Annotated in this window: 25 protein-coding genes and 1 pseudogene; 10 read left to right on the forward strand and 16 right to left on the reverse strand. The window is 65.0% G+C overall.

Features of this window, described 5'->3' with window-relative positions; all coding sequences use genetic code 11:
- Positions 1–45: 45 nt before the first annotated feature.
- Positions 46–1,491, reverse strand: a complete 1,446-nt coding sequence (locus ACPFMJ_RS16310) for a circularly permuted type 2 ATP-grasp protein (protein ID WP_424360996.1) — start codon at positions 1,489–1,491, stop codon at positions 46–48.
- A gap of 217 nt (positions 1,492–1,708) precedes the next feature.
- On the opposite strand from ACPFMJ_RS16310, the gene ACPFMJ_RS16315 reads away from it, so the two are divergent.
- Complete coding sequence (locus ACPFMJ_RS16315) at positions 1,709–3,832, forward strand: carbohydrate porin (RefSeq protein ID WP_424360997.1); 2,124 nt, start codon at positions 1,709–1,711, stop codon at positions 3,830–3,832.
- A gap of 8 nt (positions 3,833–3,840) precedes the next feature.
- Here the strand turns inward: ACPFMJ_RS16315 and ACPFMJ_RS16320 are convergent, their stop codons facing one another.
- The 4 genes and pseudogenes from ACPFMJ_RS16320 to ACPFMJ_RS16335 all read right to left on the reverse strand — a co-directional run bounded on the left by ACPFMJ_RS16320 (position 3,841) and on the right by ACPFMJ_RS16335 (position 8,312).
- Positions 3,841–4,131, reverse strand: coding sequence for a hypothetical protein (locus ACPFMJ_RS16320; RefSeq protein WP_424360998.1), 291 nt, complete (start codon positions 4,129–4,131; stop codon positions 3,841–3,843).
- Positions 4,128–4,607 (reverse strand): glutathione peroxidase, encoded by a 480-nt coding sequence (locus ACPFMJ_RS16325; protein ID WP_424360999.1) that lies wholly within the window; start codon positions 4,605–4,607, stop codon positions 4,128–4,130. Before ACPFMJ_RS16325 ends, ACPFMJ_RS16320 begins: the two co-directional genes overlap by 4 nt.
- Positions 4,608–4,675: 68 nt before the next feature.
- Complete coding sequence (locus tag ACPFMJ_RS16330; protein WP_424361000.1) at positions 4,676–6,640, reverse strand: putative bifunctional diguanylate cyclase/phosphodiesterase; 1,965 nt, start codon at positions 6,638–6,640, stop codon at positions 4,676–4,678.
- Positions 6,641–6,814: 174 nt separating this feature from the next.
- Positions 6,815–8,312: pseudogene (locus ACPFMJ_RS16335) on the reverse strand (sigma-54-dependent transcriptional regulator).
- Between the two features lie 275 nt (positions 8,313–8,587).
- Here ACPFMJ_RS16335 and ACPFMJ_RS16340 point away from each other — a divergent pair.
- Together ACPFMJ_RS16340 and ACPFMJ_RS16345 are read left to right on the forward strand one after the other, a co-directional pair.
- Positions 8,588–10,423: a M3 family oligoendopeptidase gene (locus tag ACPFMJ_RS16340; protein ID WP_424361001.1), complete on the forward strand. Its 1,836-nt coding sequence runs from the start codon at positions 8,588–8,590 to the stop codon at positions 10,421–10,423.
- 14 nt (positions 10,424–10,437) lie between these two features.
- Positions 10,438–10,620: a ribosome modulation factor gene (locus tag ACPFMJ_RS16345; protein WP_424361002.1), complete on the forward strand. Its 183-nt coding sequence runs from the start codon at positions 10,438–10,440 to the stop codon at positions 10,618–10,620.
- A 52-nt stretch (positions 10,621–10,672) separates the two neighbouring features.
- Here the strand turns inward: ACPFMJ_RS16345 and ACPFMJ_RS16350 are convergent, their stop codons facing one another.
- Positions 10,673–11,041, reverse strand: coding sequence for a hypothetical protein (locus ACPFMJ_RS16350; protein ID WP_424361003.1), 369 nt, complete (start codon positions 11,039–11,041; stop codon positions 10,673–10,675).
- Between the two features lie 202 nt (positions 11,042–11,243).
- Between ACPFMJ_RS16350 and ACPFMJ_RS16355 the strand changes: the two genes are divergently transcribed.
- Positions 11,244–11,909 (forward strand): O-methyltransferase, encoded by a 666-nt coding sequence (locus tag ACPFMJ_RS16355; RefSeq protein ID WP_424361004.1) that lies wholly within the window; start codon positions 11,244–11,246, stop codon positions 11,907–11,909.
- Between the two features lie 108 nt (positions 11,910–12,017).
- Here the strand turns inward: ACPFMJ_RS16355 and ACPFMJ_RS16360 are convergent, their stop codons facing one another.
- The 6 genes from ACPFMJ_RS16360 to rplU form a co-directional block, all read right to left on the reverse strand.
- Positions 12,018–12,458 carry a hypothetical protein gene (locus ACPFMJ_RS16360; RefSeq protein ID WP_424361005.1) on the reverse strand — a complete coding sequence of 147 codons (441 nt, stop codon included), beginning with the start codon at positions 12,456–12,458 and terminating at the stop codon, positions 12,018–12,020.
- A 184-nt stretch (positions 12,459–12,642) separates the two neighbouring features.
- Positions 12,643–13,035, reverse strand: coding sequence for a hypothetical protein (locus tag ACPFMJ_RS16365; protein WP_424361006.1), 393 nt, complete (start codon positions 13,033–13,035; stop codon positions 12,643–12,645).
- 61 nt (positions 13,036–13,096) lie between these two features.
- The gene (gene obgE, locus ACPFMJ_RS16370; RefSeq protein ID WP_424361007.1) at positions 13,097–14,158 is read right to left on the reverse strand and encodes a GTPase ObgE; all 1,062 of its coding nucleotides are present in this window, start codon (positions 14,156–14,158) and stop codon (positions 13,097–13,099) included.
- Positions 14,159–14,164: 6 nt separating this feature from the next.
- Positions 14,165–14,767: a GNAT family N-acetyltransferase gene (locus ACPFMJ_RS16375; RefSeq protein ID WP_424361008.1), complete on the reverse strand. Its 603-nt coding sequence runs from the start codon at positions 14,765–14,767 to the stop codon at positions 14,165–14,167.
- A 198-nt stretch (positions 14,768–14,965) separates the two neighbouring features.
- Positions 14,966–15,232 (reverse strand): 50S ribosomal protein L27, encoded by a 267-nt coding sequence (gene rpmA, locus ACPFMJ_RS16380; protein WP_424361009.1) that lies wholly within the window; start codon positions 15,230–15,232, stop codon positions 14,966–14,968.
- A 58-nt stretch (positions 15,233–15,290) separates the two neighbouring features.
- The gene (gene rplU, locus ACPFMJ_RS16385) at positions 15,291–15,593 is read right to left on the reverse strand and encodes a 50S ribosomal protein L21 (protein ID WP_424361010.1); all 303 of its coding nucleotides are present in this window, start codon (positions 15,591–15,593) and stop codon (positions 15,291–15,293) included.
- Positions 15,594–15,927: 334 nt separating this feature from the next.
- Between rplU and ACPFMJ_RS16390 the strand changes: the two genes are divergently transcribed.
- Positions 15,928–16,281, forward strand: a complete 354-nt coding sequence (locus tag ACPFMJ_RS16390; protein ID WP_424361011.1) for a Kazal-type serine protease inhibitor domain-containing protein — start codon at positions 15,928–15,930, stop codon at positions 16,279–16,281.
- A 99-nt stretch (positions 16,282–16,380) separates the two neighbouring features.
- Here the strand turns inward: ACPFMJ_RS16390 and ACPFMJ_RS16395 are convergent, their stop codons facing one another.
- The 3 genes from ACPFMJ_RS16395 to ACPFMJ_RS16405 all read right to left on the reverse strand — a co-directional run bounded on the left by ACPFMJ_RS16395 (position 16,381) and on the right by ACPFMJ_RS16405 (position 18,941).
- A complete protein-coding gene (locus ACPFMJ_RS16395; protein WP_424361012.1) occupies positions 16,381–16,710 on the reverse strand; it encodes a hypothetical protein in 330 nt (109 codons plus the stop codon).
- Between the two features lie 81 nt (positions 16,711–16,791).
- Positions 16,792–18,363 (reverse strand): L,D-transpeptidase family protein, encoded by a 1,572-nt coding sequence (locus ACPFMJ_RS16400; RefSeq protein ID WP_424361013.1) that lies wholly within the window; start codon positions 18,361–18,363, stop codon positions 16,792–16,794.
- Between the two features lie 50 nt (positions 18,364–18,413).
- Entirely contained in the window at positions 18,414–18,941 is a 528-nt protein-coding gene (locus ACPFMJ_RS16405; protein ID WP_424363892.1) for an adenine phosphoribosyltransferase, read from the reverse strand.
- Between the two features lie 114 nt (positions 18,942–19,055).
- Between ACPFMJ_RS16405 and ACPFMJ_RS16410 the strand changes: the two genes are divergently transcribed.
- The 3 genes from ACPFMJ_RS16410 (at position 19,056) to ACPFMJ_RS16420 (ending at position 20,052) form a co-directional block, all read left to right on the forward strand.
- A complete protein-coding gene (locus tag ACPFMJ_RS16410) occupies positions 19,056–19,340 on the forward strand; it encodes a hypothetical protein (protein WP_424361014.1) in 285 nt (94 codons plus the stop codon).
- Between the two features lie 105 nt (positions 19,341–19,445).
- Positions 19,446–19,604: a hypothetical protein gene (locus ACPFMJ_RS16415; protein WP_424361015.1), complete on the forward strand. Its 159-nt coding sequence runs from the start codon at positions 19,446–19,448 to the stop codon at positions 19,602–19,604.
- Positions 19,605–19,803: 199 nt separating this feature from the next.
- Positions 19,804–20,052 carry a carbohydrate porin gene (locus ACPFMJ_RS16420; protein WP_424361016.1) on the forward strand — a complete coding sequence of 83 codons (249 nt, stop codon included), beginning with the start codon at positions 19,804–19,806 and terminating at the stop codon, positions 20,050–20,052.
- Here the strand turns inward: ACPFMJ_RS16420 and ACPFMJ_RS16425 are convergent.
- Positions 20,049–20,927, reverse strand: coding sequence for an S-methyl-5'-thioadenosine phosphorylase (locus ACPFMJ_RS16425; RefSeq protein ID WP_424361017.1), 879 nt, complete (start codon positions 20,925–20,927; stop codon positions 20,049–20,051). The two genes, ACPFMJ_RS16420 and ACPFMJ_RS16425, sit on opposite strands and share 4 nt — an antisense overlap.
- 96 nt (positions 20,928–21,023) lie before the next feature.
- On the opposite strand from ACPFMJ_RS16425, the gene ACPFMJ_RS16430 reads away from it, so the two are divergent.
- Together ACPFMJ_RS16430 and ACPFMJ_RS16435 are read left to right on the forward strand one after the other, a co-directional pair.
- Positions 21,024–21,185, forward strand: a complete 162-nt coding sequence (locus tag ACPFMJ_RS16430) for a hypothetical protein (protein WP_424361018.1) — start codon at positions 21,024–21,026, stop codon at positions 21,183–21,185.
- An 84-nt stretch (positions 21,186–21,269) separates the two neighbouring features.
- Positions 21,270–21,542, forward strand: a complete 273-nt coding sequence (locus ACPFMJ_RS16435) for a YcxB family protein (protein ID WP_424361019.1) — start codon at positions 21,270–21,272, stop codon at positions 21,540–21,542.
- Positions 21,543–21,582 lie beyond the last annotated feature (40 nt).

Raw genomic sequence — 21,582 nt, forward strand, 5'->3', positions numbered from 1 at the left:
GGCTGCGTCGTTCGAACTCGTCGAGGGTGTGGACTGCGTCGAGCATCATGCCTGCCCCAATATTGCGTCGTCGATCACCCAGGTGTCCTTGGTGCCGCCGCCCTGGCTGGAATTCACGACAAGCGACTTCTCGGTCATGGCGACGCGGGTGAGGCCGCCCGGCACGACGCGTACGCCATTTGCGCCGGAGAGCACGAAGGGCCGCAGATCGACATGGCGCGGCGCGATTCCCTGCGCGACCGAGATCGGACAGGTGGAAAGCGCGAGCGTCGGCTGGGCGATGAAGTTGTCGGGATGCGCCTTCAGCTTCGCGCGGAACTCCTCGACTTGCGCCCGGGAGGCGTGCGGGCCGACCAGCATGCCGTAGCCGCCCGAACCGTTCACCTCTTTCACCACCAGCTCTTCGAGATGGTCGAGGACGTAGGAGAGCGCCTCCTTCTCCCGGCAGCGCCACGTCGGCACGTTCTGGAGAAGCGGCTCTTCGCCGAGATAGAAGCGGATGATGTCCGGCATGTAGGTGTACATCGCCTTGTCGTCGGCGACGCCGGTGCCCACTGCATTTGCGAGCGTCACATTGCCCGCATGATAGGCGCCCATCAGGCCGGCCACGCCGAGCGCGGAATCCGGGCGGAACGTCAGCGGATCGAGGAAGTCGTCGTCGATGCGGCGATAGATGACGTCGACGCGGCGCGGCCCCTCGGTCGTGCGCATATAGACGATGTCGTCCTTCACGAAGAGGTCGCGCCCTTCGACCAGCTCGACGCCGAGCTTGTCGGCGAGGAAGGAGTGCTCGTAATAGGCGGAGTTGAACTGGCCCGGCGTCATCAGCGCGATGGTCGGGTCGCCCGGCGTGCGCGGCGGCGCGACGGAGCGCAGCGTTGCGAGCAGTTCGTCGGGATAATCCTCGATCGGCGCCACGCGATGCATGGAGAAGAGATCGGGGAAAAGCCGCATCATCACTTCGCGGTTTTCCAGCATGTAGGAGACGCCGGACGGCGTGCGGGCGTTGTCCTCCAGCACATAGAAGCCGTGATCGTCCGTGCGCACGATGTCGACGCCGGCAATGTGGCAATAGACGTCGTGCGGGACGCGGCGACCCGACATCTCGGGGCAATAGCCCGGATTGCGGTAGACGAGTTCGGATGGAACCTTGCCGGCCTTCAGGATCTCGCCCTTGCCGTAAATGTCTTTCAGGAAAAGGTTCAGCGCCGTCACGCGCTGCACCAGACCCTTTTCCAGCGCGCTCCATTCGCTGCGGGCGATGATGCGCGGCAGAATGTCGAAGGGGATGAGGCGCTCGGTCGCCTCCTGCGCGCCGTAAACCGCAAAGGTGATGCCGATGCGGCGAAACAGCAGCTCCGCCTGTTCGCGGCGGGAGGCGAGAAGTTCCGGCGGCGTGCCGGCAAGCCATTGCGAAAGCTTTTGATAGGGAGCGCGGGTCGCGCCGTCGGCGCCGTCCATTTCATCGAATTGCGTCACGCGATGGTCCACTTCCCGACGCTCCTCTCTACGCCGCCCGCTTTTCATTCGCGCGCTTCGGCCTCAGGCTGTGAGAGGTCGTGACACAAGAAGCGTGCCAGCCGGGCGGGTTATTGCCCACGCCGCGTTGTCACAGGATTCACACATGGAAAATTTATCCCGGCCAAGGCTAGGGCTTTTGTAAGGACGGCCGTTCCTTGGCCATGTTTTCTGCGGTAGACGGCGTTTTATGAAGGCTGCGCGAATCCTTGGCGAACGGCTTCTGGCGACGATGCGGTTCGTCGTCGCGGGGGCGTTTGCGGTCGCGTCGCCGGCGGCCGTCGCGGCCGACGTCCCGCCGCCGGTCTTCAACTGGGCGGGGCTCTATCTTGGCGCTAGCTTCGGGGCGGGCGCCCCGCTGCATGGCGGCGAGCGGCTGCAGGCGGGCGGCGGCTTTGCTTCTTCCGCTTTCGATCTTTATCCCGGTTCGAATACGCGCGCCGGCGTAACCGTCGGCGCGCAGGTGGGCTATAACTGGCAGAGCGGTCCGTGGGTCTGGGGCTTCGAGACCGATTTCAGCCTGCTCGACGGACGGCGGGCCCCCAATGGCGCCTTCGCGGCCGGCGTCGCCTACCCCGGCATGCCGATCTTCGCCATCACGCCCCAAACCAGCGCCAATTACTTCGCAAGCCTTCGCGGGCGCGTCGGCGTCGCTTATGATCGCGCGCTCATCTATGTGACAGGCGGCGTCGCGGCCGGCGGGACGCGCGGCCCGGCCACGCTCTCTTTCGGAGCCGGCGACGATTTCGTCGCGGACCATTCGCAAGCGTCGCGGATGAAATACGCCGTCGGCGGCGGCGTCGAATACGCTTTTGCAGACAATTGGTCGGGGCGGGCGGAATATCTCTTCCTCAGCCAGTCCCTGAATACGCAGACCTTCGACAATGGCGCGGGGTCTTTTTATTTTTCGCGTATCCGCAACGAAAACCACCTGCTGCGTTTCGGGCTGAATTACCATTTCGGCGCAAGCGAGCAGATTCCGGGCGCATTGCAATATGGCGGGCGCAGGGATGTCGGCGATGGGGACGGCGCGGAGGTCAAGGCCGAGCGCTACAGCGTGCACGCCCAAACCACCAACGTGGTGCAGGCGCTGCCGAGATTTCCGGCAAAATATGACGGGCCCGGCAGTTTCCCGTCCCATGGGGTCGGCAATGTCCTCTCGCAGAACAACATCTTCATCGGCCTGCGCCTCTGGGAAGGCGGCGCGGCCTATCTCAACCCGGAAGTCGACGAAGGCTACGGGCCGAACAATGCGCTCGGCGCCGCAGCCTATCCCAACGGCATCGCGCAGAAGATCGGGCGCGCTGCGCCCTATATGCGGTTCCAGCGTTATTTCCTGCGGCAGATTATCGGTCTCGGCGGCGACGACGCCCATGATCCCGACGAAGGCTCGCGGAGCGAAGTGCTCGAATCGGTGCAGAATCAGGTATCGGGCAAGGTCGACCGGAACCGCGTCGTCGTCACGCTGGGCAAGTTCGCCGTTGGCGACGTCTTCGACGACAATGTCTATGCGCACGATCCGACGACGGGCTTTCTCAATTTCGCGTTCAACTCAATGGGCGCATTCGACTACGCCGCGGACGCCTGGGGCTATACGCACGGGCTCGCGGTGGAGTGGAAGCAGAATTGGTGGACGCTGCGCGGCGGGGTTTTTCAATTGTCGTCCGTTCCAAACGGACCGATCATCGAGCAGGAACTGTTCCGCCAATATATGGGCGTCACAGAATTCGAGGCGCGCTACGAAATTCTCGGCCAGCCGGGCGCAATCAAGTTTCTCGTCTTCGGAGACAATGGGCGGTTTGCGCGCTATGACGACGCCATCAATCTCGCGCTCTCGTCGGGAACCTTGCCGCCCGATCTGAGCGCTGCGCGGGACCGGCATTTCAAGACCGGCGGCGGCGTCAATATCAAGCAGCAGATCATCGAAAATGTCGGCTTCTTCCTGCGCGCCAGCATGTCTGACGGCCGCTACGAAATTGTCGATTACACGGATGTGGATCGGCAGCTCTCCATGGGCGTCGTCGCCGATGGCGCCGTCTGGGGGCGTGAGGACGATGAAATCGGCGTCGCCGGCGCGCTGAGCGGACTCCATGGCGACCATGTGCGTTATCTCGCGCTTGGCGGGCCGGGCGTCTTCATCAATGACGGCGCCCTTCGTTATGGCGGCGAGAAGAACATCGAAGCCTATTACAAGCTCGGCTTCGGCAGGAACCTCGACGCGACCTTCGATTACCAGCTTATGGTCAATCCGGCGCACAATCTGGATCGCGGCCCGGTCAATCTCTTCGCGTTGCGGCTGCGCGCGGCGTTTTGAGAGCGTGATCAGCGCCGGTCCAAATAAGAGGCGAGCTTATCCTCGAATTCCGGGAAATAGCGCGAGATCACGCTCACGTCGAAGCGCGCGAGTATCGACTCCTTCGGTTCGCGGTCGAGGAGGAAGCGGAACGCGGCCTCGAGAAGTTCCTCTGCCGCCGCGCCGCCACTCAAGCGGGCAAAGTCGCGCTGCGACAGCGTCACGTGGTGGCGCGTTTCGCTCTTTCCCTCACGCACGCAAACGTCGAAGGCGAGGGGGTCGCCGCCATCGACGCGCGTGACGGAAATCTGCGCGCTCACAACGCAGCCTCTATGTCCTTTTCGAGCGATTGCGGCGTGTCGGTCGGCGCATAACGCTTCACCACCTTGCCAGTCTTGTCGACGAGGAATTTGGTGAAGTTCCACTTGATCGCCTCGGAGCCGAGAAGGCCCGGCGCTTCGTGCTTCAGGAGCTTGTAGAGCGGATGCGCCTTCTCTCCATTGACGTCGATCTTGGCGAACATCGGAAAGCTCACGCCGTAGCTGGTCGAACAGAAAGACGCGATCTCGCTTTCCGAGCCCGGCTCCTGCGCGCCGAACTGGTTGCAGGGAAAACCGAGAATGACGAGGCCCTTGTCGGCGTATTTCTTGTAGAGCGCCTCGAGCCCGGCATATTGCGGCGTGAAACCGCATTTGCTGGCGACATTCACGACGAGCAGCGTCTTGCCGGCATAGTCGCCCAGCTTTTTGGTCTCGCCGTCGATGGTCCGGGCGTCGATATCGTAAAGCGTCGTCATCCGCGCCTCCTTTTTCAGCGGACTATAACGAGTCCTTCGCGGGCGCGCGAGCAGGAGGAGACCGGTCGCTAGGCCGCCGTGCCGGTCAATCGCCGCTCCTCCAGCTCCTGCGCGATCAGGTCCCGCAGCGATTTGGGCCCGCTGAAGAGGAAGCCCTGCAGGCATTGGCATCCCGCCATTCTCAGCATCGAGGCCTGCTCTTCGGTTTCGACGCCCTCTGCGGTCACGGCCATGTCGAGCCCGTTCGCCAGATAGACGGCGCCCGCAACGAGAACGCCGGCCTTCTTGTCGGTGGCGATGCTGCCCGCGAGGGATTTGTCGATCTTGATCCGGTCGAAGCCATATTGCTGCAAATAGGCGATGCTGGTGTAGCCGGTGCCGAAATCGTCGAGCGCGACGGAAATTCCCATCTCCTTCAGCGATGAGATTGCCGTCATAGCCCGCTGCGGGTGGTGGATCAGATAGCCTTCCGTCAGCTCGAGTTCGAGGCGGGCGGCGGGAAAGCCCGTTTCAGCGAGTATGGCCGCGACATTGTCTTCGAAAGCCGGATCGCGAAACTGTGCGGGCGAGATGTTGACGTTCAGCTTGATGCCGGGAATGTCGAGGAAATCGAGGCAGGCGCGCCGCAGCACGAACAGGCCAAGCGGATTGATCAGGCCGCTCGCCTCGGCCACGGGAATGAACTGATCCGGCCCGATAGCGCCTTCGCGTCGCCGGGGCCAGCGCAACAGAGCCTCGACGGAGATGACCGCCTTCGTGCCGGCGTCGACGATCGGCTGATAATGGAGCTCGAATTCATCGGCCGCGAGGCCGCGCCTGATCTGGTTTTCGATATCCTGCTGGCGTTGCCGCTCTGCGTCCAGTCCCGGCGCGTAGAAGGCGACGCCGCCCTTGCCGTTCCCCTTTACGTGATACATGGCCGTATCGGCGCGCCGAAACAGCTCCTGGGCGTCGCAATCTCCCGGCGCCGCGCAGGCGATGCCCACGCTCGCGCCGACCTGGATCGTGCGGGCGCCGATCTTGATGGGTTGTTCGAGCAGCGCGACGACGCAATTCGCGAAGGTCTCCGCATCCCTGTCTGCGTCGGGGGCTGAAATAAGCGCCGCGAATTCGTCGCCGCCGAGGCGGGCGAGGAGACCGTTTGCAGGCAGGAGGTCGCCGAATTTCGCCGCCACGATCGTGATCAGCGTGTCTCCGGTCTCATGGCCGTAAGTGTCGTTGACGTCCTTGAACCCGTCGAGATCGACGAAGACGACGGCCGTGCGGACGCCCCTCTGTCCCGATCCATGCAATTCGCCAAGGCGCGTCGTGAGCGCCCGGCGGTTCGGCAGGCCGCTCAAAGCGTCGAGATTGGCGAGTTTGAGATTCTCGTCGCTCAGCCTTTGCGTCTCTTCCTGCTTCTCCTGAAGGGAGCGGCGCGAGGCGACGAGATTTGCGAAGTCGCGATTATAGACCTTCAGGATCGCGATCATGCCGACGGCGACGAGCGCCAGATTGACGGCGGCTGCGCGAAAATGGCCCTGATCCGCGAAAAAGAAGAAGAGGCTGAAGGGCGCGACGCCGACGAGCGTGACGCTGTAGACCGCTGAGCGCAGATGCATCAGGCAGAATGTGCAGCTGATCATCGTCAGCGCGAGAAAGAACACGACCTGGCTGCGCGCGTAAGGATCGCCATAGGAAAAGAGCGTCATGCCCCAAGCCGTGAAGACGACCGCCATAAGAAAGGCGAGCCTGTTCGTGCGTCTCATATGCGAGAGCGCGACCGCGTCGGACACGTTGCTTCGCCCGATACGCCACCAGGTCACGCCCCGCACGAAGCAGAAGAGGCACAGGAGCAACGGAAGATAGAGCGAAATCCATTTTTGCCCGAATTTGGCGAAAACCAGGGCGACAGCCAGCGTATTGGCGCAGAGGATGAAATAGAGCAGGGGAATCTGCCTGGAGAAAGCTTTGAATTGCGCCCGAACGAGCTCGACGTCGTCGTCCGGCACGCAGAAAAAGAGCCGAAATTTGCCGGCAAGGTAGCTTTTCAATTGACGGACTTTCCAGAACGGTCGGGCGCCCTAACGGCCGAGGCTAAGATAGCCAGTCCGCGTGGATAAGCCCTTAAAAGAAAGTCCGATTATTCATGACTTGGCGGAAGCTATTCTGGTGCCGTCGCGGCCGACGCCCCCTTTTCGGCGGCCGCCGGCGGCGTCTCTTATGGGTCAGGCCACGAGACTGTCGGAGGCGACGCTTTCGGCCCCGTCTTCCTCGAGCCCGTATTCCTTCATCTTGCGATAAAGGGTCGAGCGGCCGATGCCGAGGCGGCGCGCGATTTCGGACATCTGTCCGCGATAATGCGTCAGCGCGAAACGAATCGTTTCCTTCTCCAATTCGTCGAGCTTGCGCATCTCGCCGTTCTGCGCCAGCAGCGGCAGGACGTTCGGGTCCTTGATCTCGACGCGCACGATTTCGCGCTCGCGCGACGCGTCGGACGTGGGCGCGAAGGCGGGGACCGGCGGCACGCGCACGTCGAACCCCTCGACATGCGAGGCGATCTGCGGAAACTCCGCGACCGTCAGTTCGTCGCCATCGGCGAGAACGACGGCGCGGAAAACGGTGTTCTCCAACTGGCGCACATTGCCGGGCCACTCATAGCTTGTCAGCAGCGACAGCGCTTCGGCGGTGATGCCGCGAATATTCCGGCCTTCTTCCGCCGCAAACCGCGCCGCGAAGCGCCGCGCAAGATCGGCGATGTCCTCGCGGCGCGCGCGCAGCGGCGGAATGCCGATCGGAAAGACGTTCAGGCGGTAGAAGAGATCCTCGCGGAATTGCCCGCGCTTCACGAGTTCGATGAGATTCTGGTTCGTCGCCGAGATGAGGCGAATATCGACTCGCACGGGGCGCTTGGCGCCGACGGGGTCGATCTCGCCCTCCTGCAGCGCGCGCAGGAGCTTCACCTGAATGTCGAGCGGCAATTCGCCGATCTCGTCGAGAAAAAGCGTGCCGCCATTGGCTTCGAGAAATTTGCCGGTGTGCTTTTCGGTCGCGCCGGTGAAGGCGCCTTTCTCATGCCCGAAGAGGATGGATTCGACGAGATTTGCCGGCAGCGCCCCGCAATTCACCGTGACGAAGGGCTTGCCTGCGGTCCGAGCCGCCCTGAATCGCGCGCGCGACAATTTCCTTGCCGACGCCCGATTCGCCTTCGATCAGCACGGGAATGGTGGAATGCGCAGCGCGTTCGCCGAGGCGTATCACACGGGCCATGTCGCCGCTGCGCGAGACCAGGTCCTTGAAGGTGAGGCTTCCCTGGGCGCGGCGGCTGATGCGGCGAATTTCGCCAGCGAGCGCGTCGGCCGACAGCGCGTTCTTGATCGAAATCTGAAGGCGCTCCGCGCCCACGGGCTTCACCACGAAATCATGCGCGCCGGCGCGCATCGCGGAGATCACCGCTTCAATCGAGCCATGTGCCGTCTGCACGATGACGGGCGTTCCGATCCTTGCGTCGCGCATGCGCGTCAGGACGCCCATGCCGTCGAGATCTGGCATGACGAGATCGAGAATTAGAAGCGCAACCGGGGGCGCGCCCGGCCGCGTGAGACGCGCAAGCGCCTCCTCGCCGCCTTCCACCGTTTCCGGCTCATAGCCGAAACGCTTGACCATCGCCTCCAGAAGGCGGCGTTGAACCGGATCGTCATCGGCAATCAGAATGATGGATGTCATTGCGTTCCTGGCGCCCGACTCAGCGTGCGCGTCTTCGGGGTCTAATATGTCAGCGCCCCCATCGTCGCCAAACAGGGTAAAGGGCGAGTTAATCGGCGCGGACTTTCGCTTCATTATGGGACGTAAAGCCGTAATGGAATTGGAAAATTTGTAACTTTCGCGCAGCCGCGCATGCGCGCCTCCGCCAGAGTCATCGGCTTGATCGCGCTTGGGCTTTGGCCATATGAAAGACCACTTGCCTTCAAGGCGCTCCCAAACTTTCAATGGTTTTCGCCATGCGCGTCATCTCTCACGTCACACGCTCCCCAGCCGAAGCCGCAGCGGGTTTTTCGGAGACCTTGCCCGAATGGAACCTCGCAGACCTCTATGCCGGGACCGATTCGCCGCAATTGAAAACAGACCTCGCGCGCATGAACGAGGAGGTCGGCGACTTCGCCGGCGCCTATCGCGGCAAGCTCGCCGAGATCGCCGGCGGCGCTGACGCCAGCGCCCGGCTCGGCGACGCGCTTGCGCGTTATGAAGCTTTGCAGGATCTGCTCGGCCGGCTCATGTCCTATGCCGGCCTTCTCTATAGCGGCGACACGACGGATCCCGCGCGCGCCAAATTCTATGGCGACGTGCAGGAGAAAGTGACGAACGCGTCGGCGCAGCTGCTCTTTTTCCAGCTTGAACTTAACCGTCTCGACGACGCGACGCTGATGAAGGCCGCGGATAAGGCTCCGCTGTCGCGCTGGAAACCCTGGCTCGAAGACATTCGCAAGGAGAAGCCCTACGAGCTCGAAGACAAGCTCGAGGAGCTCTTCCACGAAAAATACATTTCCGGCGCGGCCGCGTGGAATCGACTCTTCGACGAAACCATCGCCTCGCTGCGATTCAAGGTTGGCGGCGAGGAATTGGCGATCGAACCGGTCCTCAACCTCATGCAGGACCAGAAGGAAGAGAAGCGCAAGGAAGCCGCGCAGGCGATCGGCGCGACGCTGAAAGGCAATCTGCGCACCTTCGCGCTCATCACCAACACGCTCGCCAAGGACAAGGAAATCTCGGACCGCTGGCGGGGCTTCGAGGACGTCGCCGATTCGCGCCATCTCTCCAATCGCGTCGAGCGCGAAACGGTCGAGGCTCTGGCGAAGGCGGTGAACGACGCGCATCCGCGCCTCTCGCATCGCTATTACAAGCTGAAGGCGAAATGGTTCGGCAAGGACGCGCTCGATTACTGGGATCGCAGCGCGCCGCTGCCTTCCGCCCCCGCCAAGCGCTATTCATGGGAGGAAGCGCGCGGCATCGTGTTGACAGCCTATAAGGGTTTCGCGCCGCGCATGGCCGAGATCGCGGGCGATTTCTTCGACAAGAAATGGATCGACGCGCCGGTGCGTCCGGGAAAGGCGCCGGGCGCCTTCTCGCATCCGACCGTGCCGTCGGCGCATCCTTATGTGCTGCTCAATTTCCAGGGCAAGACGCGCGACGTGATGACGCTCGCGCATGAGCTTGGCCATGGCGTGCATCAGGTGCTCGCCGCGCGTCAGGGCGCGCTGATGGCGCCGACGCCGCTGACGCTCGCCGAAACGGCGTCGGTCTTCGGCGAGATGCTCACTTTCCGCGCGCTTCTCGCGCAGGCGAGCGACAAGGAGCAGCGCCGCTCGCTCCTCGCCTCCAAGGTCGAGGACATGCTGAACACGGTCGTGCGGCAGATGGCCTTCTATGCTTTCGAGCGCAAGGTGCACATGGCGCGTCGCGAGGGCGAACTCACGGCGGACCAGATCTGCGACATCTGGATGAGCGTGCAGGGCGACAGCCTGGGGCCGTCGATCCGGCTCGGTCCGGGATACGAGACCTTCTGGGCCTATATCCCCCACTTCATTCATTCGCCTTTCTATGTCTACGCCTACGCTTTCGGCGACTGCCTCGTGAACTCGCTCTATGGCGTCTATCAGAAAGCGCATGAAGGTTTCGCCGAGCGCTACTTTGCGCTCCTCGAGGCCGGCGGCGCCAGGCCCTATAACGAGTTGCTCGCGCCTTTCGGCCTCGATGCGCGCGATCCGGCCTTCTGGAGCATCGGTCTTGAAATGATCGAAGGGCTGATCGGCGAATTGGAGGCGATGGAGGAGGCGTAGCTGAAGCCCAGCGCTTGACGGTCGTAGCGATCGAAAAAAGCGAAAGCGCTTTTGAGGAAGGGGTGGAGGCGTTCGGGCGCGGCAAGAGCCGCGACGCCTGCCCCTATCCCGCCGAAGACGACCGGCGCAGGCTCTGGCTCGAAGGCTGGGACAAGGCGAAGCGGGCGGACGATCTTTACGTCGACGGGCCGCCGTGAAATTAAAACGCCGGCCAGAGGCCGGCGTTTGATCATTCAGCTTTTAAAGAGCTTATTGCACGCCGGCGCGGATCGAGAACTTCTCGCTGCCGCAGGTGACCGGGCCCTCGACAACCTTGCCGGATTCGTTCGTCTTGCCGGTCCAGACGCAGTCCTTCTTGCCGTCGGTGCGGTCGTTGAGGTTGAGCGTGTAGACGCCGCCCTCGACCTTGCCGTCGATCTTGTAGGTCTGAACCGAGCCATTATCGAGCTGCATGTCGGCCTTGCCGGTGACCTTGCCGCCCTCGGTGGAGACGGTCCAGGTGCCGTTGGCGCGCTTGATGCCCGACGACGAAATCTCGGTGACGCTGAAGGAGGCGGCGTAGGCCGAGGCGCTGAAGGCCACGACGGCGGCGGCCGTCGTCAAAGCAAGCTTGATCATCTGTTTCGCTCCCATAAATTTCGGCGCAAGGGCGGAATTGTCGGCCACAGGTAGGCTGGGCTCGAAGAGATCCGGCCGTCACGCCTTCCTGTTCCGCACGCGATGCGAGCGAGAACGACGGCACATGGCATGATCTTTCGCTGGAGGTCAAATGAATTCGATTTCATCCAAATCGACGCTTGAGGAATAGGGAGCGAGACCGATGGTTAACGAGTGGCGCGTCGTCGACGACTATATTGCGGAGAGGTTGATTGCGCCTGCGGAACGTCAGGCCGCGACGCTCAACGCCAATGCGCATTCCGGCCTTCCGGCGATCGACGTGTCGGCGCCTCAGGGAAAGCTGCTGCATCTTGTCGCGGCCTCGATCGGCGCGCGGCGCATCCTCGAAATCGGGACGCTGGGCGGCTACTCGACAATCTGGCTCGCGCGCGCCCTTGGCGAGGGCGGCAAGATCGTCACAATCGAATTCGATCCGCGACACGCGGAGGTCGCTCGGTCGAACATCGCGCGCGAGGGAATGGCCGATAAGGTCGACCTTCGCGTCGGCGCCGCGCTCGACGTGCTGCCGACGATCGAGGCGGAAGGCGGCGGGGCTTTCGATCTGGCCTTCATCGACGCGGACAAGGCCAACAACGCCGCCTATTTTGGGTGGGCGCTGAAGCTCTCGCGGCCCGGCGCGCTCATCATCGTCGACAATGTGGTGCGCGACGGAACGGTCGCCGACGCCGCAACGAAGGACGATGGCGGGCTCGGCGCCCGCAAGCTCTTCGATCTCGTCGCCGCCGAGCCGCGCGTTACGGCGACCGCGATCCAGACCGTTGGCTCGAAAGGGTGGGACGGCTTCCTGATCGCTCGCGTGAAAGGCTGAGCTGAAGCCCGTATATTCGCGCCGCGAGGCGAGCGCCGCGCCTGTCGGGTTGCTCGCTTCGGTCGGCGACGAGCCGGGCGGGACAGCCCGGCTTGTCGAATGCGCCTGCTAGACGTTCTTCTGCGGGGCCTTGCGGGCGGCGACGGGGCGCCGGATCTCTGCGCCGTCAGCGCCGTAAAAGGCGGCCTCCACCCGCCGGCCGGCCTTGTCATAGCGCCACGCGATGCGGGCGGCGCCGACGTCCTTGGGGACGGTGGGCTTTCCTTCCGTGTTGAAATAGGCCTCTTCGACCTGGTTGCCCTGCGCGTCATAAGCGCGGGCGACGCGAGCCGCGCCGACGCTCTTGCGTTTGATCGGGCGCCCTTCGGCGTCGAAATAGGCCTCCACCACTTCGACGCGGCCTTTTTCAAAGGCGTCGTCGGGCGTGACCCGTATCGCATTGTCCACGGCGGCGGTCAGCTTGCCGTTTTGCGAGCAGCGGCGCTCGCGGGAGGAGACGCGCGGCGCCGTCTTGACCGGCTTGCGCGTCGTTGTCGATTTCTGTTCCATAATCTCAAAGTCGCTGATCGCGCTCCAGCCGACCGCATATGGGCCGGGGCCAGGGTCTCGCCCTGCGTGAGAGTTGATCCTTAAGGTTCAACCTCTGATGGAGTCGCTAGCTGCACGGGCCTGCCCATGAATAGATGGGTGTCGCCAAGGGAGGCCGCTCGACGCCGCTCGCCGCGGCGGGCTTTCAGATCAGGGCAGGGGGCGCGCGGGAGCCGAGAGGCGGCGTCGCCGCCTCGGTGTTGTGCGGCGCGTGCTCATAGGCGACGCGCGCCGCGACATAGGTGAGGGCCGGCGGCGTCTCTCCCACGAAGGGCGAGGGAGCGGTCGCGCCGCCAAACGCCGCCATGTGGACGACGCAGCAGGCGTCGCCGTGGCGGGTGGGGCGGATCGGGGCTCCGGGCGCGCCGTCGAGCGCGCCGACCGCCTTGCTTTGGCAGATGGCGTCGGCGAAGAGCGCTGCGCCGCGCGCGCTGGTGACGGCGCCCGCGGCTATACCCTGCAGGATGAGCAGATAGGCGACGAGCAGCGTGGCCGCCGTCGAGCCGAAATGCCGCGTCTTGTCACTGCGAGGGGTCATAACGAACAAAGCTAGTCATTGACCCCGTCAAGGTCAATGGCGGTTCCTCGTCAGGCTCCGGTCAGGGCCGCCATTCGGCCGGGGCCTCGACCGCGCTTTCCTCTGTCTTCGAGGTCTCGATGGCCGCGCCGACGGCCCGCAGGGCCTCGGTGACGCCCGTCCCGGTCGCCGAGGACAAGGTCAAGAGCGCCCCGCGGCTCTCGGCCGGCGGGCCCGCGCTGGCGATGGCGCGCTTGAGACGCTCGCGCTGCTTCTTGAGATGATCGGGGTCGACGGCGTCGATCTTGGAGAGGGCGACGATCTCGAGCTTTTCGTCGAGGCCCGCGCCATAGGCGGCGAGCTCCCCGCGCACCGTCTTGTAATCCTTGCCGGCATGCTCGCCGGTGGCGTCGACGAGATGCAGCAGCACGCGGCAGCGCTCAATATGCCCCAAAAACCGGTCGCCGAGGCCGTGGCCCTCATGGGCGCCCTCGATCAGCCCCGGAATGTCCGCCAAAACGAATTCGCGCCCGTCGCGGCGCACGACCCCGAGGCCCGGATGCAGCGTCGTGAAGGGATAGTCGGCGATCTTGGGCTTGGCGGCGGTCACGCTGGCGAGGAAAGTCGACTTGCCGGCGTTGGGCAGGCCGACGAGGCCGGCGTCGGCGATGAGCTTGAGGCGCAGCACGATGGTGCGCTCCTCGCCCTCCTGGCCGGGATTGGCGCGGCGCGGCGCGCGGTTGGTCGAGGTGGTGAAATGGGCGTTGCCGAAGCCGCCATTGCCGCCCCGGCAGATCACGACGCGCTGGCCGACTTCGGTCAAGTCCGCGATCAGCGTCTCCTCGTCCTCCTCGAAGATCTGCGTGCCGACCGGGACCTTGAGCACGGCGTCGGCGCCGCGCCCGCCGGCGCGGTTCTTGCCCATGCCGTGAACGCCGGTCTTGGCCTTGAAATGCTGCTGGTAGCGATAATCGATGAGCGTGTTGAGCCCGTCGACGCATTCCGCCACGACATCGCCGCCGCGGCCGCCGTCGCCGCCGTCCGGCCCGCCGAATTCGATGAACTTTTCGCGCCGGAAGGAGACGCAGCCCGCGCCGCCGTCGCCGGAGCGGACGTAGACTTTGGCCTGATCGAGAAACTTCATGTCATCTCACGTAGAGGTCAGCCTCGGGCGCCGCGCGCCGAAGGCGGTATGGGCCGCGCCGCGGGTGAGCCGCATGCGGGCGACCTTCAGCCGTCCGCCGCGCGCCGGCGCGTCGATTTCGATGTCCCCGAGGCTCGCAAAGCCGAGCTTCTCCTGCACCCGCCGCGAGGCGAGATTGCCGGGGAGCGCGTCGGAGACGATCTCGGCGAGGGAGGTGACGCCGAAAATCAGGTCGATGAAGACCCGGCCTGCTTCCGTCATCAGTCCCTGGCCCCAGAATTCGCGGCCGAGCCAGTAGCCGAGCCCCGCCGTTCCCCGAAATTCGGAGCCATGCGCGCCGATGACGCCGATCGCGTCGTGGGGCTGCCGCTTGAGGGCGAGCGCCAGCACCAGCCCCTGTCCCGACTCGTTTTCGGCGCGGGCGCGGCGGATGAACTGCTCGGCGTCGCGAATATTGTAGGGGTGCGGAATATTGGCCGTCTGCGAAGCGACTTCCGGATCGCCGGCGCGCGCGGCGATGGCCTCGGCGTCCGACATGCGCGGCCAGCGCAGCCACATGCGCTCGGTTTCCAGCCTGAAAACGTCGTCGTGGGTAATCTCTGGAAACATGAACGGCTCCAACGAAAGACCGTTAGCGGCCCCGGAAAGCGACAAAGGGGAAAGCGGCGGCCGCTTCCCCCTATCGGCCCAGTCGGGCCTTTTCCGGACATTTCGCTTGGGAGCCGATTGGCTCCGAGAGCCTGGTCTTCAAACAACCTGTCCGCCGGGGAATTGGCCGGCGGCGGGTCGTTTGAGGATCCGTCCGCCTTACTCTGCGGCCTGAGCGGCCGGGACCACGGCTACGCTGGAGCGGCCGCGGACCGATTTGAATTCTACGACGCCGTCGACGAGCGCAAAGAGCGTGTGGTCCTTGCCCATGCCGATATTGCGGCCGGGATGCCACTTGGTGCCGCGCTGGCGAATGATGATGTTGCCGGCCACGACGGATTCGCCGCCGAATTTCTTGACGCCGAGGCGCCGGCCGTCCGAGTCGCGGCCGTTGCGCGACGAGCCGCCCGCTTTTTTGTGAGCCATTGTCCTGCTCCGACTTGTTCCTGTGCAGCGGCGCCAGGGCCGCCTCGAATTCTGGTTCTTAGATCGCGAGAATCTTGACGAGCGTCAAGTCCTGACGATGACCGCGCTTGCGCTTGGAGTTCTGGCGGCGGCGCTTCTTGAAGGAGATCGACTTGGCGCTGCGCGCCTGCTCGACGATCTCGCCCGAAACGGACGCGCCCGCGACGGTCGGAGCGCCGATCTTGGGGGAATCGCCCCCGATCATCAGCACCTCGTCGAAGGTGACCTTGTCGCCCGGCGCGCCTTCGAGCGCCATGACCGTGATAATATCGCCAGCGGACACGCTATATTGCTTGCCGCCGGTCTTGATGACTGCGAACATCGTTTTTTCCTGTGTTCGTCCCGGCTCTCGTAGGTCGCATGAACGGGTCACGCGCCTCGGGCCGGCTTCTTTGCAGTTGAACCGGTTGCGCTTCGCCTTTTCAGAAACGAAAAACGCGGCGAGACCGCCGCGACGAAGCAGTTGTTTGCCTAGCCGAGGGGCGGGCGTTTGTCAATGGCGAGCCGCGCAACCCGGGCTCCAGGGCGATTTCCGCCGCCCTCATCGGCGCGACCCTTCCCGCTTGTTCGAAATCCGCGGATGCAAGGGCGGAGAAGATCGGAGGCGCGTTATCGGCTATGTTCGGTGGTCCGAGCGTTCCTTTAGGGCCACCCCCATGATTATAACAAAGCATTTTATCGCTTGCGCGCTTTCCGCGGTCCTCGGGGCGAGCGCCCTTCCGGCGCGCGCGCATTCTCCCGCGCCCGGCCGTCCCGTCGCCTGCACGATGATCTATCTGCCGGTCTGCGGGGTCGACGGCCGCACCTATCCGAACGACTGCGTGCGGCGCGCCCACGGCGTCGCGCTGCGCCACAACGGCGCCTGCCGGACGGCGCCGGGCCCGCGCCCGGGCGCCTGTCCGCGCATTTACATGCCGGTTTGCGGCGTCGATGGGCGCACATACCCGAATGACTGCGTGCGGCGCGCGCGCGGCGTCGGCCTCTGGGGCCAGGGCGCCTGCCGGCGCTGATCTCGCGCCTTCGTCATCAGCAATCCAGCAGGCTGAGTCGGCTCTGGCTTTCTTCGCTGCGCTCGCAATGACGCGGGGACCATAGGAGCAATGACGGCTTCAGCGCACGCAGCCGGCCTGCTGGATCGCGTAGAGCCAGCGGGCGCACTCGGCCTGTTTGGACGCGGAGCGATATTGGCGGCGCTGATAACGGTAATAATCGTCGTCGTCGCCCCAGCCGCCGCCATAGCCGCCATAGCCATTGTCGTAACCGCCGCCCCAGCCGCCATAGCCGCCCCAGCCCTGACGCTGCGCCTGAACCATGCAGGCGTTGTAGCTGTTTTGCAGCGAGAGGCAGAGCGGCACGTTGGGGCCGGCCTCGACCGCGGTGGCGCCGAAAAGGGCGGCGGCCGCGACGGCCGCAGCGGCGAGGCGTTTGAAGAGGGGCATGGCGTTTCCTTTATTGGCGGCGCATTAGCGTCTGCTCATCACATAGGAGCTTAGCCATCCCGGCTGAAATTAGGCTGAACGTCACCAGCCCGCGACGCGCTTGCAGGCGCTCGAGCCGCCGTCGAATTCATAATGGTCGCCGCAGGCGAAGGCGACCGGGGGCTGGCCGCTCTGCTCGAAAAGATCGTAGCCCTCCTTGAGGTTCTTCCAGAACCCGGCCCACTGCTGATAGCCGCCGCCGCCCACGAAGGAGAGCCAGCCGCCGCCGACCTCGCGCGCGATGTTCGCCTCCGTCATGCGAAAGGGGAAGATATGGACGGGGATCTCTTTCTGTCCGGCCTTCAGCGCCGACTCGACGAAGCCGTAGATCTCCTCGATGCCCCGATCCGTCATGGCGAAGCAACCGACCGACTTGCAGGCGCCATGGACCATCACGAGGCCGCCCGTCCGCCCGTTCTGGCGGTCGAAGGCGTTTGGATAGCCGACATTGAACGCGCGGTAGTAATTGGAGTGAGGATTAAGCTGCTTGGCCGAGACGCTGTAAAATCCCTCGGGCGACTGATAGTCGGCTTCCTTCACCTTCGGACCGAGGCGCCCGGACCATTTGCAGATCGGGAAGGTCTTGTAGAGCGAATAGCGGCCGTTCTTCTTCAGCCACAGTTCAAGCTGGCCCTCCTGCTTGAAGATGCGCACGAAGACCGGATCTCCCATGCCGAATTTGGGCGGCGCCGCTTGAAAGGCGTCGTCGGGCGCGGGCCGCAGGGTCGGCTCTTCGAGCCGCGCGGTCTGCTGGCCGCCGCCGGATGCGGCGGGCGTCGCCGGGGCCGCCGGCGCGGCTTCGGTCGGGGCCGTCCTGGCGGCGGGCGCGAGGGACGCGAGCTTGCCGAGATCGGCCGGGCGCGCGGGCGGCAGCGGCGCGTTGACGTAAACCGGCGCGGGAGCGGCCGTCGTCTGGGACGCGTCCGCGGGGGCCGGGGCCGGAGCTTGCGACGCGGGCGACCATTGGAACCAGGATCCGCCTGTCTGCGGCTGGGTCGGCTGCTGCGGGGCGGGTTGCGCGGCTTGCGGCGGCGCCGGCTGGGGTTGAGCGGGCGGCGCCGGGGGCTCCGCGGGCGTCTCGAGCGCGGCGAGGTCGCGCGGGCGCACAGGGGGCAGGGGCGCGACGGTCTCCGCCGCGCGAAGCTCGGACGGCCGCGCGGGGGGAACCGGCGCGACGGGCGGGAAGGAAACGAGGCCCTCGACGCCCGCCTGCTGCTCGATCGACGCCGGCGCCTCCTCGATAGGGGCGGGTTTGGCGTCGGCGACCGTCGGCGGCGGCGCGGGCTGGGCTAGCGCAGTTGGCCCTGCGGGGGCCGCCGGGGGCAGGGGAGCGACGGCGTCCGATGGAGGCGTCGCCTGCGCGGCCGGCGCCGGGGCGGGTTGCGCGGGCGCCGGCGGCTGCGAAGCAGGGACGGGCGCCGGGACCGGCGGCGGCGCAGCGCGGCGAAGGCCGGGGAGGATCGATCCGCCGGCCGGATGCGGCGCGAGAATGGCGACCTTGCGGGCGCCGCCGCGCCCGCCCGGCGCGGGCAGGAAACGCAGCGCCGCCACGCCCAGACCGAGCGCGCCGATCGCGACGGCGGCCAGAAGGAGATAGGTGGAACGCGGCTTCATAAGCTTTGTCGTTCAATCCTATAAGCGCCGCCCCCGGCGGGCAATCATCCTCAGTGACCCTCGAAGGCGACGAGCGTGCGAACCGGCACGCCCAGCGCCTCGATCTTCTTCGCTCCGCCGAGATCCGGCAGGTCGATCACGAAACAGGCCGCGACGACGTCGGCCCCCATCTTCTGCAACAGCCGGATCGCGCCTTCCGCCGTCCCGCCCGTGGCGATGAGATCGTCGACCAGGATCACCTTCTCGCCTTGCGCGACGGCGTCCTCGTGCATCTCCATCTCGTCGGTTCCGTATTCAAGCTCGTAGGAAATCGACACAGTCTTGTGCGGCAATTTGCCTTTTTTGCGAATTGGAATGAAGCCGGCCGAGAGCTGATGGGCGACCGCGCCGCCAAGGATGAAGCCGCGCGCCTCCATGCCGGCGACCTTCTCGATCTTGGCGCCGGCCCAGGGCTGAACCAGCTCGTCCACGGCCTTGCGGAACGCCCGCGCGTCGCCGAGCAGCGTGGTGATGTCGCGAAAGAGAATGCCTTTTTTCGGGTAGTCCGGAATCGTGCGGATGGCGGCGCGAAGCGGCATCGTGAACCCCTGGGTCGCAGATTGCGTAATACTCAACCATAAGTTGAGTTCGCGCTGGCGCGCGCAGCGAAGCTGCATACACTCAAGCAGGCTTCGTTCCAAGGATTTGACCCGATGCGCGCGCTCGCCGCCCTGCTTTTCGCGTTCTCTTTCCCCGCGCAGGCGCAGACTTACGCGCCGGTGCGACCTCCCTCGGTGCCGACCGGCCCGGCGGCGCCGTCTCCTTACGCGCCGCCTTACCCCGGCGTCCCGTCGCCGGGCCCGGCCCAGGGAGGCTATGGCGGCTGCTACGGCTGCAGCTATGTCGGCGACTATTATGGGAGCAATGTCCCCGCCCGCCGTCCCGCGCCGCCCTTGCGGCTGCAGGGCCAGTGGCGAAACGGCTGGTGGTATTACTGACGACGATTCTCGTGCGCAACGATCCGTTAGGCCTGCGCGTCCGTTTAAAATTCCGTAACCGCCTTCCGTAAGCTTTTCGCAATCGCGCCGCGCGGAAATGGCCGCATGAAAACGCTGCTCCTTTTCCCGCTGCTGCGCCTTCTGGCCTTTACGCTGATCCTGTCGTCGGCGCTGGCGGTCGAAGAGGCGACGTCGCCCGCTCTCGATGAAACCGCGCAGGCTGCGACCTGCTTTGGCCTGGATTGCGCATCCGACGCCGGCTGACGCTCGTAAGCGGGCGGCCGTTACTACTATTCGCTGCTCTGGTATTCGCAGCCCTCGACGCCTTTGCAGCCGGGCCTGTCGCGCGGCGTCTCCTTTTCCGCGTCGCAAAGGGTCGGGCGCTGGGGCTTCTTCACGCGCATCAACCTCCGCCATTCCCATCGAGACGTCGATCGCCTTCGGAACCGTTTACGAGAACCCGTTGGGCCGCAACCGCCTCGACGAATGGGGTCTCGGCGCCGGATGGAGCAAGACGAACGGCACGGCGCTCGACCTCGCGCAGACAAGCCCCTACTGGCAGTCCGAATGGGTGATCGAGACCTATCACAATTACACGGTCTTCAAGGCCGTGAAGATCACGCCGGACGTGCAGTTCTTCATGAATCCGGCGCTGCTGAACGATCGCCGCGTGACGGAGATTTTCACGCTGCGCACGACGTGGACGTTTTAGCTCGCCTTGTTGAGGCGCGACATCACCGCATCGAGCTTCTTCAACAATTCCGGATCGCGCGCGTCCCGCGCCGTGAGGATGGCGTTGTCCAGCGCGCGGTCGGAGCCGATGGGGCAGGGCTCGTGTTCGGCGGGAAAATCCTTGAGCACGCGGCCGACGAGCCGCGCGGCGGCGGCCGAATTCTTGCGCACGATATCGATCACCGAGGCGACGTCCACATGGTCGTGCTCGGGATGCCAGCAGTCGAAATCCGTGACCATCGCGATGGTCGCGTAGGAAATCTCCGCCTCCCGCGCGAGCTTGGCTTCGGGCATCGCCGTCATGCCGATGAGATCGAAGCCGGCGGCCTTGTAGTGCAGCGATTCGGCGTAAGTCGAAAATTGCGGGCCTTCCATGCAGACATAAGTCCCGCCGACGGCGATCTCGATTCCTTCTTCGCGCGCGGCCTTTGCGATTCGCGCGGAAAGCTTCGGCGCGATGGGGTGCGCCATGGAGACATGCGCCACGCAGCCGTCGCCGAAGAAAGAAGACTGGCGCGCAAAAGTGCGGTCGACGAACTGATCGACCAGCACGAAGAGGCCCGGAAAGAACTGCGATTTGAACGAGCCGCAGGCGGAGACCGAGATGATGTCGGTAACGCCGGCGCGCTTCATTGCGTCGATATTGGCGCGGTAGTTGATTGTCGAGGGCGAGAGCCGGTGCCCGCGTCCGTGACGCGGCAGGAACACCGCCTGCGTGCCGCCGATCTCGCCGAAGACGAGTTCGTCCGAGGGCTCCCCCCAGGGCGTGGACACGCGCTCGCGGCGCACATTTTCCGCGCCCGGAAGGTCATAGACGCCCGAACCGCCGATAATGCCGACCACTGCGCGCGCCATGATGCTCTCCGAATCGTGCTGCGGCGCATAAACCGCGCCTCGCCGGAAACTTATCGTGGGCGGCGTTGCAAGCAAAGCGAGAGGCGGGACGCGGACATGTCAGACGCGGAGATCATCGGGGGCCAGACGACGCTCACTTTTCTCGACCATGTGCGCGGCTGGGCTCGCCTCATCGTCAAGATGACGTTCCTCGGCGCGGCGCTTCTCGCTTTGGCGTTGTTCCTGACCGGGGCGGCATATCTTCGCGACGCGGATTGATCGCGCCTGCGGGAGCCGCCGCTCGCCGGGCTGCGCGACTTCGCGCTCGATGCGGGCCCCTTCTTCGCCGGGATGCTGGCGGCGGTGGTCCCCGCGATCTTCGTCGCCTTTGTCAAAATGCCGCAGGCCAACAGGACGATAATTTACGAGATCGACGCCAAGGCCATCGTCACGCGCGACGCCGCCGATTTCGCGCTGGCGATTCCCTGGCGCTCGGTCGCAGCCGCGCGGGAAACCCGGGAACTGCTTTTCCTGACCCTCTCTTCGGGCGCGTTGCGCTTCATCCCCTGGCGGGCCTTCGCGCCGCAGGATCGGGCGCGGCTGAGGGCTATGGCGACAAATCTGGGCGCCGGGTAGGGTTGCGCCGCAAAATCCCCTGTGTTAGGGACCCATCGCC

Source organism: Methylocystis parvus, from assembly GCF_049675845.1.
In the GTDB taxonomy this organism is placed as follows: Bacteria; Pseudomonadota; Alphaproteobacteria; order Rhizobiales; family Beijerinckiaceae; genus Methylocystis; species Methylocystis parvus_A.